The following is an 18,175-nucleotide window of genomic DNA, read 5'->3' as shown; positions in this document are numbered from 1 at the left end:
GTACGCTACACCGGCTCCAAATCACCCCTCGCCCAGTTTTCCTGCGTCTCAGCCATAAAATCGGCGAAACGATCCTCGGCGATCGCCTTGCGGATGCCCTGCATCAACTCCTGATAATAGGCGAGATTGTGCCAGGAAAGCAGCATACCGCCGAGCGCCTCGTTGGCGCGGACGAGATGATGCAGATAGGCGCGGGAATAGTCGCGCGAGGCCGGGCAGTTGGACTGGTCGTCTAGCGGGCGCATATCCTCGGCGTGACGCGCATTGCGGATATTGACCTTGCCGCGGCGCGTGAAGGCCAGCCCGTGACGGCCTGAGCGCGTCGGCATGACGCAATCGAACATGTCGATACCCCGGGCCACAGACTTCAGGATATCGTCCGGCGTGCCGACGCCCATCAGGTAGCGCGGCTTTTGGGTCGGCAGCTCGGGCAGCGTGATCTCGAGCATGCGCAGCATGACCTCTTGAGGCTCACCGACTGCAAGACCGCCGACGGCATAGCCTTTCAGGTCCAGCCCGCTCAAGGCTTGGGCGGAGCGAACACGTAGCTCGGGGATATCGCCGCCCTGAACGATGCCGAACATTGCCTTGCCCGGCTGATCACCGAAGGCCACCTTGCAGCGATCCGCCCAGCGTAGGGACATTTCCATGGCGCGCTCGATCTCTTTCGGAGTCGATGGCAAAGCCACGCATTCGTCGAGCTGCATCTGGATATCGGAGCCAAGCAGGCCCTGGATCTCGATCGAACGCTCGGGCGACATATGATGCAGGCTGCCGTCGACATGCGACTTGAAGGTGACGCCCTGCTCATCGAGCTTGCGCAAGCCCGACAGCGACATCACCTGGAAGCCGCCGGAATCGGTCAGGATCGGATGCGGCCAGCGGATCAGTTCGTGCAAGCCGCCAAGACGGGCGACACGTTCGGCGCCCGGACGCAGCATCAAATGATAGGTATTGCCGAGAATGATGTCGGCGCCGCTCTCGCGTACCTGGTCGAGATACATGGCCTTGACCGTGCCGACGGTGCCGACGGGCATGAAGGCCGGTGTACGGATCGTGCCGCGCGGCATGGAGACTTCGCCAAGACGAGCACCGCCATTGGTCTTCTTCAATTGAAACTGAAAGCTCTCGCTCATCTCGTCCTAGTCTTTCCGGTGGAGAAGGCTGCCATCGCCGTAGGAATAGAAGCGATAGCCCGTCTCGATAGCATGGGTATAGGCCGCGCGCATCGTATCGAGGCCGGCAAAGGCCGATACGAGCATGAAGAGGGTCGAGCGCGGCAGGTGAAAATTGGTCATCAGCATGTCGACAGCCTTGAAGCGGTAGCCAGGTGTGATGAAGATACCGGTGGCGCCTTGCCAGGGCTGAACTGTGCCATCGTCGGCGGCAGCACTTTCGATCAGCCGCAGCGACGTCGTGCCGACGCAGACGATGCGCCCACCCCTCGCCTTCACGGCATTCAGCTTTGCGGCCGTCGAAGCATCGACATAGCCGATCTCGAAATGCATTTTGTGGTCGTCGGTATCGTCGGCCTTGACTGGCAGGAAGGTGCCGGCGCCGACATGCAGCGTCACGAAGTGGCGTTCGACGCCCATGGCATCGAGCGTGGCAAACAGCGATGGCGTGAAATGCAGGCCGGCCGTCGGCGCGGCGACAGCGCCTTCTTCGCGCGCATAGATCGTCTGGTAATCGGCGCGATCGCGCTCGTCTTCCGGACGCTTGGCAGCAATATAGGGCGGCAATGGAATATGCCCCACGGTGGCAATCGCTTCGTCCAGCGCCGGACCGGAGAGATCGAACAACAGCGTAATCTCACCGCCCTCGCCCTTGTCCTCGACAGTCGCGTCCAGCGTACCGAGCGCGCAGACATTTTCACCATGGCCGAACTGGATACGGTCGCCGATCTTGATGCGCTTGCCGGGTTTGGCGAAGGCTTTCCAGCGATCGGGCGCCACACGCATATGCAAGGTCGCGGAAACCTGCTGGCCGGGTGCGCCCTCGCGATGGCGAATACCTTCCAGTTGCGCCGGGATCACCCTGGTATCGTTGAAGACCATGGCGTCGCCGGGTTGCAGAAAGGATGGCAGATCCCGGATCAGATGATCACTCAGCGTGTTATCGCCGGCATTCGGATCGACAACGAGCAGGCGCGCGCTATCGCGCGGCTCGGCGGGCCGAAGCGCAATACGCTCATCCGGCAGATCGAAATCGAAAAGGTCAACACGCATTCAACTCATCCAGGCAAAGCGAAACCCGCCCCCGCGCCCGAGGCGCAAGAGGCGGGTTTCAGGAATAATCACGATCAGACGTCGGCGGCAACCCGCGCGGATACGATCGAATCCGGATCCTTGACCGGCTCGCCGCGCTTGATCTTGTCGACATTGTCCATGCCGCTGATCACCTGACCCCAGACGGAATACTGCTTGTTGAGCCAAGGCGCATCAGTGAAGCAGATGAAGAACTGCGAGTTGGCCGAGTTCGGGTTCTGCGAACGGGCCATTGAGCAGGTGCCGCGCGTATGCGAGGTGGCGGAAAATTCAGCCTTCAGGTCCGGCTTGGACGAGCCGCCTGTGCCGGCACGCGCCGTATTGCCGCCGACCTTGCCATGCTCGACATCGCCGGTCTGAGCCATAAAGCCATCGATGACGCGATGGAACACGACGTTGTCGTAGGCCTTTTCGCGGGCAAGTTCCTTGATGCGGGCAACATGCTCAGGAGCGACCTGCGGCAGAAGCTGAATGACAACCTGGCCCTTGGTGGTTTCCAGGATGAGGGTGTTTTCTGGATCCTTGATCTCAGCCATGTTCGTTTCCTCTTTCTGTGTTTTGATTGCGCGTGATCTTGTCCAAAAACCGCGTGGTACTTTTGGGGATCATGCCCGTGACATTACTTCTTGGTGACGGTGACCTTGACCATCTTGTCCGGGTTGCTCACTTCGCCGTTCTGGCCCTCGCCGCGCTTGATCTTGTCGACGAGTTCCATGCCGGAGATGACCTTGCCGACAACTGTGTACTGGCCATTCAGGAAAGCGCCATCGGCGAACATGATGAAAAATTGCGAGTTGGCAGAATTCGGATCCTGGGCGCGCGCCATGCCGACAACACCGCGCGTGAACGGAACCTTGGAGAATTCTGCAGGCAAGTTAGGCAGATCGGAACCGCCGGTGCCGGCCTTGTTCGCATCATAGCCCTTGGTGGTGTTGCCGTACTGGACGTCGCCGGTCTGGGCCATGAAGCCATCGATGACGCGATGGAAGACGACGTTGTCATAGGCACCCTTCTTCGCAAGCGCTTCGATCTGCGCGACGTGCTTGGGAGCAACTTCAGGCATCAACTGGATGACCACAGGACCGTCCTTGAGCTGGATCGTCAGAAGATCGGCGGCTGCGGCCGAGAATGCGCTGCCTGCAAGGGCGGCAAGGCCCAAAAAGCCTGCCAATGCGATATGAAAGAGTTTCATGGGTGCTCCGTTCGAAAATGGATTTCGGCTCAGCTCTTGGCGCCAGCCGCATCTTTGAGTTTGCCAGTCAGGGCTTCGAGAACCGCCGGCGGTACGAAGGCGCTGACATTGCCGCCCATGGATGCGATCTGCCGCACCAATGTGGCGGTTATGGGCCGCGAGGCAGTGCCGGCAGGCAGAAACAGCGTCTGAATATCCGGCGCCATCTGCCTGTTCATACCGGCCATCTGCATTTCATAGTCGAGATCCGTGCCATCGCGCAGGCCACGGACCAGCAAGGTGGCGCCATGAGCGCGCGCTGCGTCGACCACCAGATTGTCGAAAGCCACGACGGAAATGTCGGCCACCTTTTGAGGCAATGCTTCGCCGAGCGATCTGCGGATCAATTCCGCCCGCTCTTCAAAAGAAAAAAGCGGCTTCTTGCCAGGGTGAATGCCGATCGCGACGATGACCTTCGAGGCAACGTTCAGTGCCTGCACGAGGACATCCAGATGTCCATTGGTCATCGGGTCGAAAGATCCGGGATAAAAGGCTGTCGTCATACCAAGCCGGCTCGTTGTTTCGACGCCTTTTGTCACGGATGGGGCCGCATCGCAAGTCATTTGCAACCCGTGGGCCGCCTCTGAACCGTAGATGAACGCGATGTTCAAGCCCGTTTCAGATCGAGAATGCTTTACTGGCACCAACATCGAAACGGGCCTCTCTCAACGGCTTGTCGATATCAGGCTCAAGGAATTTCATGCCATGCTGGTCTTCATTATTGCAGGCGCCGTTATCGGTTCATTTTTCGTGGAATACCTCGTTCATCTTCTCGCCGACAACTACGAGATCGAATGGACCGCGAACACGGAAACGGCCAAAAGCATGAATTCTGCTCAAGAAATCGCCATTGCCATGCGCAAAACGCATCGCGAATCTGAACGCCAGATGAACAAGGCATTCAAGATGGCTTCAGGAGCGCATTGCTAGATACCCCTCAACATCGGCGGAACCATTTGCGAACCGCTGCGTTTAACCACCGAACTCAGATTGCACGTTGCGGCAAGAAGGAAGATGAGCATGCCCGGTAAGATCACCCTCATTAACGCTGTTTGGATGACCATGATTACGGGAATGCTGGCAGCTACCATCGCGCTTTACGATCAGAAAACCGACCAGTCGAAGGTCTATGGTCCCTTTGCTTCGGCTCGTCCCTACGTTGTCTCGAGCCAGTACTAAGGGATCTGAACGCTAGTCCCACCAAGGAGGGGAGCGATCATGTTCACGATTTTGACGCTGCTTACGCTTTTCATCAGCATCATGTTTGTTGTCTCAGTCGCATCCACCATTTTGGCGCTCCACCGCGAAAGCGAAGAGAGCAAAAGGCTGCATAAGCGTCACAAGACGCTCTGACCTCCGCGTACCGAGCACTTCTCCCCACCAAGAGCTCGGCTGGACTTTTAACCGGACGCCCCAAGCGTCCGGTTTTTTCGTTTCCGGAGTGCCAACATCATTTTTCGGCTTTTCCGGATATATTCGAGTTGCCGCAAGCAACTGGTTTTGCGACATAAAGCGAGGCTATCGCCTCAATCGCGATGGGGATGTTCAGTTTCGTCGAGGTAATGAGATGCGCATTGTCCTAACCGGCAGCTCCGGGCGGCTCGGCCGCGCCATCTTCAATGCCTTGGCGACGAGCCACACGCTCGTCGGCGTCGATCGCTCGCCATTCTCGACGACGCATCTTATCGGCGATTTTACCGACACGGGATTATTGGAGGACGCTCTGGCCGATGCCGATGCGATCGTTCATTGCGCAGCACTGCACGCTCCCCATGTCGGGACCATATCGGACGATGAATTTCGCCGCATCAATGTCGAAGGAACGCGCCTTCTAGCCGAGGCCGCTCTGGCTGCCGGTATCAAGCGGCTGGTATTTACCAGCACCACGGCGCTCTATGGCCATGCCGTCGTTTCTGGGGAGTGCCGATGGATCGACGAGAATACCGTGCCTGAACCGAGAAGCATCTATCATCGGACGAAACTGGAGGCTGAGCAGCTCCTGGAGGACATGGCCTGTTCAGATTTGCAGGTACGCGTTTTACGCATGTCTCGTAGTTTCCCAGAGCCTGCCGATGCAATGGCTGCCTATCGCCTGCATCGTGGTATCGATATCCGCGATGTCGCCGATGCCCATGCCGCTGCCTTGACCAATACGGGCGATCGCTTTCAACGGCATATCGTTTCGGCTGAGACGCCTTTCAAGCCAGAGGATTGTGAAGCTCTGGCGACTGATGCGGCCTCCGTCATCAGATTGCGTGCTCCCAGACTTGCTGCAGAATTCGACCGCCGAAGGTGGTCTCTGCCGCAAACGATCGACCGCATCTATGCTTCGACGTCGGCAAATTGCGCGCTGGGATGGCGTGCCCGCTTCAGTTATGGAGAGGTTTTGGCGCAACTGGATCGGGGAAGCCTGGAGGTTTTGCCGCCTTTTTCTTCGATCAACAGGCAGGCTGAATAGCACGGCCGGCATCCCGGAAATTCCAGCTCGCGGGTCAATCTGGGTATCGATCCAAAAGAAATCGCCCGGGCCTGCTTTTCATGGCAGACCCGGGCGATTTTTCTAACTGCGGCGAGCTTACGCCCGCCTTCGCTTCAGCGTCGTGCGCTGCGAGCCTTATTCCTCGCTGGCGCCATCAACATCGCTGCCGGCCTCAGTGGACTCGCCATTGACGGCCTCGTCCTCTGAGCCTGCATCATCTTCGCCTTCCGGCTCGCTGATGCGCTCCACGGAAACAACCTTTTCGTCCTTCGCTGTGGAGAAGATGGTCACACCCTTGGTGGCGCGGCTGGCGATGCGGATGCCGCCGACGGGAACGCGGATCAACTGGCCGCCATCGGAAACAAGCATGATCTGATCGCCATCCTCGACCGGGAAGGCGGCGACGAGTTCGCCGATTTCGCCCGTCTTCGACGTGTCGGTGGCGCGGATACCCTTGCCGCCACGGCCGGAGATACGGAAATCGTAGGAGGAGGAACGCTTGCCGAAGCCCTTTTCCGATACCGTGAGCACGAATTGCTCCAGTGCCTTCAGTTCTTCGTAGCGCTCGTCGCTCAGCTGTCCCTCTTCGGTGACTTCCTCGCCGACCAGCGCGATTTCCTCTTCCTCGCCCGTCGCCGTGCGGCGATCGAGAACCGACCGCTTCAGATAGGCCGCACGCTCCCAGGGCTCGGCATCCACATGGCGAACGATCGTCATCGAGATGATACGGTCGCCAGTTGCGAGATTGATGCCGCGAACGCCGATCGAGTTGCGGCCGGCAAAGACGCGTACATCCGAAACGGAGAAACGGATGCACTGGCCAAGCGCCGTCGTCATCAGCACGTCGTCCTGCTCGGTGCAGGTCTCGACGGAGAGGATTTCATCACCCTCCTCTTCGAGCTTCATGGCGATCTTGCCGTTACGGTTGACCTGAATGAAGTCCGACAACTTGTTGCGGCGCACGGTACCGCGCGTCGTCGTGAACATGACGTCGAGGTTATCCCAGGTATCCTCGTCCTCGGGCAGCGGCATGATGGTCGTAATGCGCTCACCGGGCTCCAGGGGCAGCATATTGATCAATGCCTTGCCGCGCGACGTCGGCGTGCCGATTGGCAAGCGCCAGACCTTCTCCTTGTAGACGATACCGCGCGAGGAGAAGAACAGAACCGGCGTATGTGTATTCAATACGAATAGCCGGGTAACGAAATCTTCGTCACGCGTCGTCATGCCGGAGCGGCCCTTGCCGCCTCGGCGCTGAGCCCGGTAGGTCGTCAGCGGCACGCGCTTGATGTAGCCGAGATGCGAAACGGTGACGACCATGTCCTCGCGGGCAATCAAGTCCTCGTCGTCCATCTCCAGACCGCCGTCAACGATCTCGGTGCGGCGCGGCGTCCCGAACTCGTCGCGAACAGCGATAAGCTCATTCTTTACAATGGTTTGGATACGGACACGCGATGAGAGAATATCGAGGTAATCCTTGATTTCGACGCCGATCTGATTGAGCTCTTCGTCGATTTCGTCGCGGCCGAGAGCGGTCAGACGTGCCAAACGCAGTTCGAGGATGGCACGCGCCTGTTCTTCCGAAAGGTTGTACGTGCCGTCGTCGTTGATGCGGTGGCGCGGGTCATCGATTAGCCGGATAAGAGATTCAACGTCTGCGGCCGGCCAGCGGCGGGTCATCAGTTCTTCGCGCGCCGACTGCGGATCCGGAGCGCCGCGAATAACGCGGATGACTTCGTCGATATTGGCGACGGCGATTGCAAGGCCGACCAACACATGCGCGCGATCGCGCGCCTTGCGCAGCAGGTACTTCGTACGACGGCTGATCACCTCTTCACGGAAGACCACGAAGGCGCGCAGCATGTCCAGCAGGTTCATCTGCTCAGGCTTGCCACCGTTCAGCGCCAGCATGTTGCAACCGAAAGAGGTTTGCAGCGGCGTATAGCGATAAAGCTGGTTCAGAATGACGTCGGCATTGGCATCACGCTTCAGTTCGACGACGACGCGATAACCTTGACGGTCGGATTCGTCACGCAGATCGGAGATGCCCTCGATGCGCTTGTCGCGCACCAGCTCGGCCATCTTCTCGATCATCGACGCCTTGTTCACCTGGAAGGGAATTTCGGTGATGATGATCTGCTCGCGATCGCCGCGCATCGGCTCGATCGTGGCAACGCCGCGCATGACGACGGAGCCGCGACCGGTCTCGTAAGCGGAGCGGATGCCGGCGCGACCGAGGATCTTGGCGCCCGTCGGGAAATCCGGACCGGGAATGATCTCCATGATTTCAGGCAGCTCGATCGCCGGATTGTCGATCAGGGCGATACAGCCATCGACCACTTCCGAGAGATTATGCGGCGGGATATTCGTGGCCATGCCGACGGCGATGCCGCCCGAGCCGTTGACAAGGAGGTTGGGGAAGCGCGCCGGCAGAACCTTGGGCTCTTCCATGGTCGCGTCGTAGTTTTCCTGGAAATCGACCGTTTCCTTGTCGATATCCTCGAGAAGCTCGTGGGCAACTTTCGTCAGGCGCGATTCGGTATAACGCATCGCTGCCGGCGGATCGCCGTCGATTGAGCCGAAGTTCCCCTGCCCGTCGATGAGCGGCACACGAAGCGACCAGTGCTGCGCCATGCGGACCAAGGCGTCGTAGATCGAGGCGTCGCCGTGCGGATGGTATTTACCCATGACGTCGGCGACCGGACGGGCCGACTTCACGTATTTGCGGTTCCAGTGATAACCGCTTTCATGCGCTGCATAGAGGATGCGCCGGTGAACGGGCTTGAGACCATCGCGGACATCGGGAAGCGCGCGGCTGACGATCACGCTCATGGCGTAACCGAGATACGACCGCTGCATTTCCTCCATGATGGAAATCGGCTCTATGCCTGGCGGGAGCTTCCCGCCGCCGGATGGTGTTTGCTCAGTCAAAACAGATCACGATCTCTTTTAGAATCACTGCGAAATTTATAGCGGAAAGGCTCGGCGAGCGCCAATTTAGCCCGATGTTTTTGAACAGGCTTTTGCCCCTTTAAGCCATGAAATCGAACATTTCCGTGGCGCAACCTGCCTATAGCGGTGCATTGCGCTTTGCGAAAGTCTATTCCTCGCATAACAATGGGTCATAACAACGACAAAGAACCGTTGCCGGGGATCATATGGCGAGCGCAGACACGCTGATCAATGCCTTCACGACGCTGCTTGTGACCGTCGATGCACCTGGCCTAGCGCCGTTGTTCATCGGCCTTACTGTCGGCATGAACCGCGCAGAACGCAAGCAGGTGGCGCTACGCGGCTCGCTCATTGCCTTCTTCATCCTGGCGGCCTTCGCCCTGTTCGGCGCGAGTGTGCTGGGCGTTCTCGGCATCTCCATCGGCGCCTTCCGCATCGCGGGCGGCCTGCTGCTGTTCTGGATCGCCTTCGAGATGGTGTTCGAGCGGCGTCAGGACAGAAAGGAAAAGACGACCGAGGTTGCGATAACCAAGGATCATATCCGCAATATCGCAGTTTTTCCCCTCGCCCTGCCGCTGATTGCCGGCCCCGGCGCGATCTCGGCCACGATCCTGCTCGCGGGCTCGCTGCAGACCATGCTCGACCGGGCGCAGCTGATCGGCGTCATCGCCGTCAACCTCATTGTGGTGTTTGCAGCACTTGCTGTTTCGGACAGGCTCGACCGTATGCTGGGAGCAACCGGCAGAGCCATTCTGACACGGTTGCTCGGCGTGATCCTCGCCGCACTTGCCGCCCAATTCGTCGTCGACGGCGCGCGGGCGGCGCTGAAGCTGCCATGAAAAAGGCCTGCCGATGAAGGCAGGCCTTTGAAAATCCAGATGTTCGGGCCGGAAGGCTCAAAACGGAATATCGTCGTCCAGATCGCGCGAGAAGTTTCCGCCGCCACCTGCCGGGCTGCCGCCACCGCGATTGCCGCTTCCGCCACGGGAAGAACCTTGCGACGATGGCTGTCCATAATCGTCGCCACCGTAATCGCCGCCGCCAAAGTCGCCACCGCCGCTGCGTCCGCCGCGACCGCCGCCCTCGAAGGAGCCACCACCGCCGCCCTCACCGCGACCGTCCAGCATGGTCAGCGTCGAATTGAAGCCCTGCAGCACGATTTCGGTCGAATACTTATCCTGGCCGTTCTGATCCTGCCACTTGCGGGTCTGCAGCGCGCCTTCGATATAGACCTTGGCGCCCTTCTTCAGATACTGCTCGGCAACCTTGCAGAGACCTTCGTTGAAGATGACGACGCGGTGCCATTCCGTCTTTTCCTTGCGCTCGCCGGAATTGCGGTCGCGCCAGGTTTCCGATGTCGCGATGTTGAGGTTGGCGATCGGGCGGCCGTCCTGCGTGCGGCGAATTTCCGGATCCGCCCCCAGATTTCCAATCAGAATTACCTTGTTCACACTACCGGCCATGACACCACCCTGCTTGCCGCCCATCGACGGCTCTTAAATTTCATCCGCACACCTTAGACCATTGCTGTCCTCAGGTGTCATACAAGCACCGCCTGAGGGCTCTTCATCCACAAAGAAATGTCCAAAGGCAATTTTGTTCTTTCTTTGTTCTAATTTGTCCTTATGATCCTGTCAACGGAATCGAAAACCTGGCCCTGTCCTTCTTTTCAGCCTCGACTCACGGCTTGGCATCACTAAATAAGGGCAGACTCCAAGGGATAAGCGTAAGACGATGAGCGAACTGAAGACTATTTCCATACGTGGTGCTCGCGAGCACAATCTCAAGGGCATCGATCTCGACCTGCCGCGCAACAAGCTGATCGTCATGACCGGGCTTTCCGGCTCGGGCAAGTCATCGCTTGCCTTCGACACCATCTACGCCGAAGGCCAGCGCCGTTATGTCGAGAGCCTGTCGGCCTATGCGCGCCAGTTTCTCGAAATGATGCAGAAGCCGGATGTCGACCAGATCGACGGTCTGTCGCCGGCCATTTCGATCGAGCAGAAGACGACCTCGCGCAATCCGCGCTCGACGGTCGGCACTGTCACCGAAATCTACGACTATATGCGCCTGCTGTTTGCCCGCGTCGGCGTGCCTTATTCGCCGGTTACGGGCCTGCCGATCGAGAGCCAGACGGTCAGCCAGATGGTGGACCGCGTGCTCGCCTACGAGGAAGGCACCAGGCTCTATATTCTTGCGCCGCTGGTGCGGGGACGTAAGGGCGAATACAAGAAGGAACTGGCGGAGCTCATGAAAAAGGGCTTCCAGCGCGTCAAGGTCGACGGGCAGTTCTACGAGATCACAGACGTGCCGGCGCTAGACAAGAAATACAAGCACGATATCGACGTGGTGGTCGACCGTATCGTGGTCAGACCAGACATGGCGTCTCGCCTAGCCGACAGTTTCGAAACCTCGCTGCGCCTTGCCGATGGCCTGGCCGTTGCGGAATTCGCCGACAAGCCGTTGCCACCAGAGGAAACCGCTGCCGGTGGCTCGGCCAACAAGTCGCTGAACGAGACGCACGAACGCGTCCTGTTTTCGGAGAAATTCGCCTGCCCGGTTTCCGGCTTCACCATTCCGGAAATCGAGCCGCGTCTGTTCTCATTCAACAATCCCTTCGGCGCCTGCCCGTCTTGCGACGGTCTCGGCTCTCAGCAGAAGATTGACCCCGATCTGATTGTGCCGGAGCCGGAGCGTACCTTGCGCGATGGTGCCATCGCCCCCTGGGCCAAGTCCAGCTCGCCCTATTACAACCAGACGCTCGAAGCGCTCGGCAAGCATTACGGCTTCAAGCTCGGCAGCCGCTGGAACGAGCTATCGGAAAAGGCGCAGGACGTCATTCTGAACGGCACGGAAGACAAGATTGAATTCCATTATGCCGATGGCGCGCGTTCCTACACGACGCACAAGAATTTCGAAGGCATCGTGCCGAACCTTGAGCGCCGCTGGAAGGAAACCGATTCCGCCTGGGCGCGTGAAGAGATCGAGCGCTACATGTCGGCGGCCCCCTGCCCGGCCTGCAATGGCTATCGCCTGAAGCCGGAAGCCCTCGCGGTCAAGATCAACAAGCTGCACATCAGCCAGGTGGCGGAAATGTCGATCCGTGTCGCTCGCGACTGGTTCAACGAGCTGCCGGAGACTTTTACCGACAAACAGAACGAAATCGCTGTCCGAATCCTGAAGGAAATCCGTGATCGCCTGCGCTTCCTGAACGATGTCGGCCTCGAATATCTGAGCCTGTCGCGTAATTCCGGCACGCTTTCGGGCGGCGAAAGCCAGCGCATCCGGCTGGCATCGCAGATCGGCTCAGGGTTGACGGGCGTGCTCTACGTACTCGACGAGCCGTCGATCGGCCTGCATCAGCGCGACAATGCCCGCCTTCTGGAGACGTTGAAGCACCTGCGCGATATCGGCAACACGGTTATCGTGGTCGAGCATGACGAGGATGCGATCCTGACGGCGGACGACGTGGTCGATATCGGTCCCGCCGCCGGCGTGCATGGCGGCCAGGTCATCGCGCATGGCACACCGCAGGACATCATGGCGAACCCGAAGTCGCTGACGGGAAAATATCTCTCCGGCGAACTCGGCGTGCCCGTTCCCGAAGAGCGTCGCAAGCCTAAGAAGGGCAAGGAAATCAAGGTCGTCGGCGCAAGGGGCAACAACCTCAAGGATGTCACGGCCTCCATTCCGCTCGGTGTCTTCACCGCGGTCACCGGCGTGTCCGGCGGCGGCAAGTCCACCTTCCTGATCGAGACGCTTTACAAGTCGGCTGCGCGGCGCGTCATGGGCGCGCGTGAAATCCCGGCCGATCATGATCGCATCGACGGCTTCGAACATATCGACAAGGTGATCGACATCGATCAGTCGCCGATCGGCCGCACGCCGCGGTCGAACCCGGCGACCTATACCGGCGCCTTCACGCCGATCCGCGACTGGTTCGCCGGGCTGCCGGAGGCCAAGGCGCGCGGTTATCAGCCGGGTCGCTTCTCCTTCAACGTCAAGGGTGGCCGCTGCGAAGCCTGTCAGGGCGACGGCGTCATCAAGATCGAGATGCACTTCCTGCCTGACGTTTACGTCACCTGCGACGTCTGCCACGGCAAGCGCTACAACAGGGAAACGCTAAACGTCACCTTCAAGACCAAGTCGATCGCCGATGTGCTCGACATGACGGTCGAGGAAGGCGTCGATTTCTTTGCCGCCGTCCCCGCCGTGCGCGACAAGCTGCAGAGCCTGAAGGACGTCGGCCTCGGCTATATCAAGGTCGGGCAGCAGGCCAATACGCTTTCGGGTGGCGAGGCGCAGCGCGTCAAGCTAGCCAAGGAGCTGTCGAAGCGATCGACGGGCCGCACGCTCTACATTCTCGACGAACCGACAACCGGGCTGCACTTCCACGATGTCGCCAAGCTTCTGGAAATGCTGCACGAACTGGTCAATCAGGGCAATTCGGTCGTGGTCATCGAGCACAATCTCGAAGTGATCAAGACAGCCGACTGGATCCTCGATTTCGGTCCGGAAGGCGGCGATGGTGGCGGGGAGATCGTGGCGATCGGCACGCCGGAAACCATCGTCAAGGAAAAGCGCTCCTATACCGGGCATTTCCTCAAGGAATTGCTGGAGCGTCGGCCAATGAAGAAAGTTGCAGCGGCGGAGTGAGTTTCACCCGACTGAACGGCTAGGGAGGAAAGAATGACCAAAGCGGGCGAAATCCGTACAGGCATAGGCGGTTGGACTTTTGAGCCGTGGCGCGGGACCTTCTATCCCGACACGCTGAAGCAGAAGGACGAACTCAATTACGCCAGCCGCCAGCTGAAGGTAATCGAGGTCAACGGCACCTATTACAGCACCCAGAAGCCTGCAGTCTTCGCCAAATGGGCGGCCGATGTCCCGGATGGTTTCATCTTCTCGCTGAAGGCCACACGCTTCGTCACCAATCGCCGGGTTCTTTCCGAGGCTGGCGAATCCATGCAGAAATTTCTGGAATCCGGCATCAGCGAGCTCGGAGATCATCTTGGACCGCTGCTCTGGCAATTCGCGCCGACGAAGAGGTTCGATCCGGATGATTTCGAGGCGTTTCTGAAGCTGCTGCCGGCCAAGCAGGATGGTCTGACGCTGCAACACGTCGTCGAAGTCCGGCACGATTCCTTCAAGGTGCCGGAATTCGTTGCGCTGCTGGCGAAGTACAATATCGCTCCGGTCTGCGCGGAGCATTTCGAATATCCGATGATTGCGGATGTCACCGCCGATTTCGTCTATGCCCGCCTGCAGAAAGGGTCGGATGATATCGAGACCTGCTATCCGCCGAAGGATCTGAAGGCCTGGGCCGATCGCCTGAAAACATGGGCCAAGGGTGAGGTTCCGAGCGACCTGCCGCTGATCGATCAGAGCCGCAAGGTGAAAGCGGAACCGCGTGACGTTTTCGCCTTCATGATCCATGAGGGCAAGGTGAACGCCCCGCCCGGTGCCATTGCCCTGCAGAAAGAAGTCGGAAAGTAGCCGATTTCAAAAAGGGATGACGCTGGCGACCAGATCCTCGGCCGTCAGCCCCTTTCCGGCACGCTGCCCGGCCAGACCGTGCAGCCAGACGCCTGCCGCTGCCGCTTCAAAGGCCGGCGCGCCTTGCGCCATGAGTGCGCCGACGATGCCGGCCAGCACGTCGCCGGAGCCGGCGGTCGCTAGCCAGGGCGGCGCGTTGGCATTGATCAGCGCCCTGCCGTCCGGCGCAGCAATTACGCTATCGGCACCCTTGTAGATAATGGCGGCATGAGCCCGAGCCGCCGCCGCCCTCGCCTTGTCTACCTTGCTGAGACCGACGTCGGCGGCGATGTCTGGGAAAAGTCGCGCGAATTCACCCTCATGCGGCGTCAGAACCAGTCGCGTCGGCCCCTCGGCAAAGGCGTCGAACAGTTGTTGGGGATGATCGCGGAACGAGGTGATGCCATCCGCGTCGAGCACCAGATGACGATCGGCGAGCGCAAGGCAGAACCGGCGTGCCTTTTCGCCAGCTCCGAAGCCGGGACCAAGAACGAAAGTTGAGAGCCGTCGATCTGACACCCACGCCTGCAACGCCGCTTCGTCATCGACGGCATGCAGCATAATTGCCGTCAGCATGCCGCTGTTGACCGCCAATGCGTCCTTCGGTGAGGCGATGGTGACGAGCCCCGCCCCTGCCTTCAGGCCCGCCATGGCCGACATACGGGCAGCACCGGTCGCGTTTGCGCCGCCGGAAAAGACGACGAGATGACCCCGCTTGTATTTATGCGTATCCGAAGCCTCCGAAGGTATCTCCGTCCGCCATTGAGCCGGCGTATTCTCAGCAAGCATGCCATCGGCATTAGCGCGAACGATGCGCGCGGGAATGCCTATGTCGAAAACCTCCAGTTCACCGCAGAGATCGCGGCCGGGCAGCAGAAGATGACCAGGCTTGCGCGTCATGAAGGTGACCGTGCGTGACGCGCGAAAAGCAACGCCGAGGATCTGGCCACTCGATCCGTCGAGCCCAGAGGGCAGATCGACGGCAATGATGGGGATTCCGGCCTCGGTGACGCGCTCGATCACGACATCGACGTCATTCGGAACCGGTCTTGATAGCCCCGCGCCAAAAATCGCGTCGATCACGACGTCGCCATTTCGCGGCACATAGCCTGCGATCGCCTCACCCTCAATCCGGCAATCAGCAAAAGCACGCGCCGCATCGCCCTTCAAGCGCTGCGGATCGCCCAAATGGAAAAGGCTAACGTCGGCTCCGCTCCCCTTGAGAGCGCGCGCCACCACATAGCCGTCACCGCCATTATTGCCCGGGCCGCAAAGGACAACGTATCGCAGTGCCCCGGGAAAGTGCCGCAGCGCGCTTGCCGCGACAGCCTGCCCCGCTTTTTCCATGAGCCCATAGGAATCGATGCCGGAAGCGGCGGCCTCCCTGTCCACGGCGGCCATGTCTTCCGGAGAGAGTAGCAAATCGGCAAGGGGTAACGTCATGAGGCAATATTATAGATGCGAAATCTGCCCGAAAAACAACCGCTATCCCGACACTCATTTTGATCAATAAATATGCATTTGCATAATGAATGAACAAAGTCATTCAAGCCCTTGTACGAGCATGAATATGACGTGCACGGCACTTTTTTGCGAAATTTTACTTATCCAACGCATTTCGACGCGAAATCGCTTCCATTTTCCCAAAAAATCCTCATCAATTCATCGTCTCGGCGCGAATTCGCCGGGATTTTTTACAGCAACCCATTCTCAACTGGCATGATACGTGCATTACGTTCGCCGAGCGGGGAGTAGTCCTGCTGTAACAGGAAAAGCGGAGAGACATTTTCTCATGAAAAAGATCGAAGCGATCATTAAGCCCTTCAAGCTCGACGAAGTGAAGGAAGCCCTTCAGGAAGTCGGCCTGCAGGGCATCACCGTCACGGAAGCGAAGGGCTTCGGTCGTCAAAAGGGCCACACGGAACTTTATCGTGGCGCCGAATATGTCGTCGACTTCCTGCCGAAGGTGAAGGTCGAAGTCGTATTGGCAGACGAAAATGCGGAGGCAGTGATCGATGCCATCCGCAAGGCTGCGCAAACCGGCCGTATCGGCGATGGAAAGATATTCGTCTCCAATGTGGAGGAAGTCATCCGAATCCGCACCGGCGAAACGGGCATCGACGCCATCTAACCCGCCCGGCCCATATGGCCGCGGCTCGTAATCGTCATCTAAGTCAAGGGAAGCAATTTAATGACGACCGCAAGCGATATTCTGAAACAAATCAAGGACAACGACGTGAAGTTCGTTGACTTGCGCTTCACCGACCCGAAGGGCAAGCTGCAGCACCTCACCATGGATGTGGTCTGCGTCGACGAAGACATGTTCGCCGATGGCGTCATGTTCGACGGCTCCTCGATTGGGGGTTGGAAGGCCATCAATGAATCCGACATGGTGCTGATGCCCGATACGGATACGGTCCATATGGATCCGTTCTTCGCGCAGTCCACCATGGTCATCCTCTGTGACATCCTGGACCCGGTTTCGGGTGAAGCCTATAACCGCGATCCGCGCGGCACCGCCAAGAAGGCCGAAGCCTATCTGAAGGCCTCCGGTATCGGCGACACCGCCTTCTTCGGCCCGGAAGCCGAATTCTTCGTCTTCGACGACGTCAAGTACAAGGCCGATCCCTACAATACCGGCTTCAAGCTCGATTCCAGCGAACTGCCTTCCAACGACGACACAGACTATGAGACCGGCAACCTCGGTCACCGTCCGCGCGTCAAGGGCGGCTACTTCCCCGTTCCGCCGATCGACAGCTGCCAGGACATGCGTTCTGAAATGCTGACGGTTCTGACCGAGATGGGCGTCGTCGTCGAAAAGCATCACCACGAAGTCGCCGCTGCCCAGCACGAGCTTGGCATCAAGTTCGACACGCTGGTGCGCAACGCCGACAAGATGCAGATCTACAAGTATGTGGTCCATCAGGTCGCCAACGCTTACGGCAAGACGGCAACCTTCATGCCGAAGCCGATCTTCGGCGACAACGGCTCGGGCATGCACGTTCACCAGTCGATCTGGAAGGCCGGCAAGCCGACTTTCGCCGGCGACGAATATGCAGGCCTGTCAGAGAGCTGCCTCTTCTACATCGGCGGCATCATCAAGCATGCCAAGGCGATCAACGCCTTCACCAACCCATCGACGAACTCCTACAAGCGTCTCGTCCCGGGTTACGAAGCTCCGGTTCTGCTTGCTTACTCGGCTCGTAACCGTTCGGCTTCCTGCCGCATCCCGTTCGGCACCAACCCGAAGGCAAAGCGCGTCGAAGTCCGCTTCCCTGACCCGACCGCCAACCCCTATCTCGGCTTCGCCGCCATGTTGATGGCCGGCCTCGACGGCATCAAGAACAAGATCCATCCGGGCAAGGCCATGGACAAGGATCTCTATGATCTGCCGCCGAAGGAGCTGAAGAAGATCCCGACGGTTTGCGGCTCGCTGCGCGAAGCGCTCGAAAGCCTCGACAAGGACCGCAAGTTCCTGACCGCCGGCGGCGTCTTCGACGACGATCAGATCGATGCATTCATCGAGCTGAAGATGCAGGAAGTCATGCGCTACGAAATGACCCCGCATCCGGTCGAATACGACATGTACTATTCGGTCTGATAGAAGATACGAAAGCCCCGGCTCGCCGGGGCTTTCTTCATGATTGGGAAGCCGGTGGCAGGCGACCCACGGCATCGAATTTTCACATTCGGCTCTCTATTGCGTTCGAT

General features: G+C 59.2%; 16 protein-coding genes. 8 read left to right on the top strand and 8 right to left on the bottom strand.

The window, feature by feature from the left end; all coding sequences use genetic code 11:
• Positions 1-5: 5 nt before the first annotated feature.
• The 5 genes from tgt to coaD form a co-directional block, all read right to left on the bottom strand.
• Positions 6-1,136 carry a tRNA guanosine(34) transglycosylase Tgt gene (tgt, locus tag ACQZ6F_RS17685; RefSeq protein WP_449093222.1) on the bottom strand — a complete coding sequence of 377 codons (1,131 nt, stop codon included), beginning with the start codon at positions 1,134-1,136 and terminating at the stop codon, positions 6-8.
• 6 nt (positions 1,137-1,142) lie between these two features.
• Positions 1,143-2,228: a tRNA preQ1(34) S-adenosylmethionine ribosyltransferase-isomerase QueA gene (queA, locus tag ACQZ6F_RS17680; RefSeq protein ID WP_449093223.1), complete on the bottom strand. Its 1,086-nt coding sequence runs from the start codon at positions 2,226-2,228 to the stop codon at positions 1,143-1,145.
• Positions 2,229-2,302: 74 nt separating this feature from the next.
• A complete protein-coding gene (locus ACQZ6F_RS17675; RefSeq protein WP_068386614.1) occupies positions 2,303-2,803 on the bottom strand; it encodes a peptidylprolyl isomerase in 501 nt (166 codons plus the stop codon).
• Positions 2,804-2,886: 83 nt separating this feature from the next.
• Positions 2,887-3,459 carry a peptidylprolyl isomerase gene (locus ACQZ6F_RS17670; RefSeq protein ID WP_068386608.1) on the bottom strand — a complete coding sequence of 191 codons (573 nt, stop codon included), beginning with the start codon at positions 3,457-3,459 and terminating at the stop codon, positions 2,887-2,889.
• A 29-nt stretch (positions 3,460-3,488) separates the two neighbouring features.
• Positions 3,489-4,001, bottom strand: coding sequence for a pantetheine-phosphate adenylyltransferase (gene coaD / locus ACQZ6F_RS17665; RefSeq protein WP_068387908.1), 513 nt, complete (start codon positions 3,999-4,001; stop codon positions 3,489-3,491).
• 91 nt (positions 4,002-4,092) lie between these two features.
• On the opposite strand from coaD, the gene ACQZ6F_RS17660 reads away from it, so the two are divergent.
• From ACQZ6F_RS17660 to ACQZ6F_RS17650, 3 genes are all read left to right on the top strand, one after another.
• Positions 4,093-4,428, top strand: coding sequence for a hypothetical protein (locus ACQZ6F_RS17660; RefSeq protein WP_449093224.1), 336 nt, complete (start codon positions 4,093-4,095; stop codon positions 4,426-4,428).
• A gap of 84 nt (positions 4,429-4,512) precedes the next feature.
• Positions 4,513-4,677, top strand: coding sequence for a hypothetical protein (locus tag ACQZ6F_RS17655; protein ID WP_449093712.1), 165 nt, complete (start codon positions 4,513-4,515; stop codon positions 4,675-4,677).
• A gap of 388 nt (positions 4,678-5,065) precedes the next feature.
• A complete protein-coding gene (locus tag ACQZ6F_RS17650) occupies positions 5,066-5,956 on the top strand; it encodes an NAD-dependent epimerase/dehydratase family protein (RefSeq protein ID WP_449093225.1) in 891 nt (296 codons plus the stop codon).
• A 156-nt stretch (positions 5,957-6,112) separates the two neighbouring features.
• Here ACQZ6F_RS17650 and gyrA read toward each other — a convergent pair whose 3' ends face one another.
• Complete coding sequence (gyrA, locus tag ACQZ6F_RS17645; protein ID WP_449093226.1) at positions 6,113-8,908, bottom strand: DNA gyrase subunit A; 2,796 nt, start codon at positions 8,906-8,908, stop codon at positions 6,113-6,115.
• A gap of 227 nt (positions 8,909-9,135) precedes the next feature.
• Here gyrA and ACQZ6F_RS17640 point away from each other — a divergent pair, with 227 nt between their 5' ends.
• Positions 9,136-9,768 carry a MarC family protein gene (locus ACQZ6F_RS17640; protein ID WP_077471132.1) on the top strand — a complete coding sequence of 211 codons (633 nt, stop codon included), beginning with the start codon at positions 9,136-9,138 and terminating at the stop codon, positions 9,766-9,768.
• A 57-nt stretch (positions 9,769-9,825) separates the two neighbouring features.
• On the opposite strand, the gene ACQZ6F_RS17635 is transcribed toward ACQZ6F_RS17640, so the two are convergent.
• Positions 9,826-10,392 carry a single-stranded DNA-binding protein gene (locus tag ACQZ6F_RS17635; RefSeq protein ID WP_174071329.1) on the bottom strand — a complete coding sequence of 189 codons (567 nt, stop codon included), beginning with the start codon at positions 10,390-10,392 and terminating at the stop codon, positions 9,826-9,828.
• A gap of 271 nt (positions 10,393-10,663) precedes the next feature.
• Here ACQZ6F_RS17635 and uvrA point away from each other — a divergent pair, with 271 nt between their 5' ends.
• Positions 10,664-13,585 (top strand): excinuclease ABC subunit UvrA, encoded by a 2,922-nt coding sequence (uvrA, locus tag ACQZ6F_RS17630; RefSeq protein WP_068386592.1) that lies wholly within the window; start codon positions 10,664-10,666, stop codon positions 13,583-13,585.
• 33 nt (positions 13,586-13,618) lie between these two features.
• Entirely contained in the window at positions 13,619-14,425 is an 807-nt protein-coding gene (locus ACQZ6F_RS17625) for a DUF72 domain-containing protein (RefSeq protein WP_449093227.1), read from the top strand.
• Between the two features lie 6 nt (positions 14,426-14,431).
• Here ACQZ6F_RS17625 and ACQZ6F_RS17620 read toward each other — a convergent pair whose 3' ends face one another.
• Positions 14,432-15,907 (bottom strand): NAD(P)H-hydrate dehydratase, encoded by a 1,476-nt coding sequence (locus ACQZ6F_RS17620; RefSeq protein WP_449093228.1) that lies wholly within the window; start codon positions 15,905-15,907, stop codon positions 14,432-14,434.
• A 349-nt stretch (positions 15,908-16,256) separates the two neighbouring features.
• Here ACQZ6F_RS17620 and ACQZ6F_RS17615 point away from each other — a divergent pair, with 349 nt between their 5' ends.
• Positions 16,257-16,595, top strand: coding sequence for a P-II family nitrogen regulator (locus ACQZ6F_RS17615; protein ID WP_003539626.1), 339 nt, complete (start codon positions 16,257-16,259; stop codon positions 16,593-16,595).
• A 60-nt stretch (positions 16,596-16,655) separates the two neighbouring features.
• Complete coding sequence (glnA, locus tag ACQZ6F_RS17610) at positions 16,656-18,065, top strand: type I glutamate--ammonia ligase (protein WP_077471134.1); 1,410 nt, start codon at positions 16,656-16,658, stop codon at positions 18,063-18,065.
• Positions 18,066-18,175: the final 110 nt, after the last annotated feature.

The sequence above is a fragment of the Rhizobium sp. A22-96 genome (genome assembly GCF_053521805.1).
The sequence above is the reverse complement of the archived record's forward strand: the minus strand, read 5'-3'. Positions and strand labels throughout refer to the sequence as shown.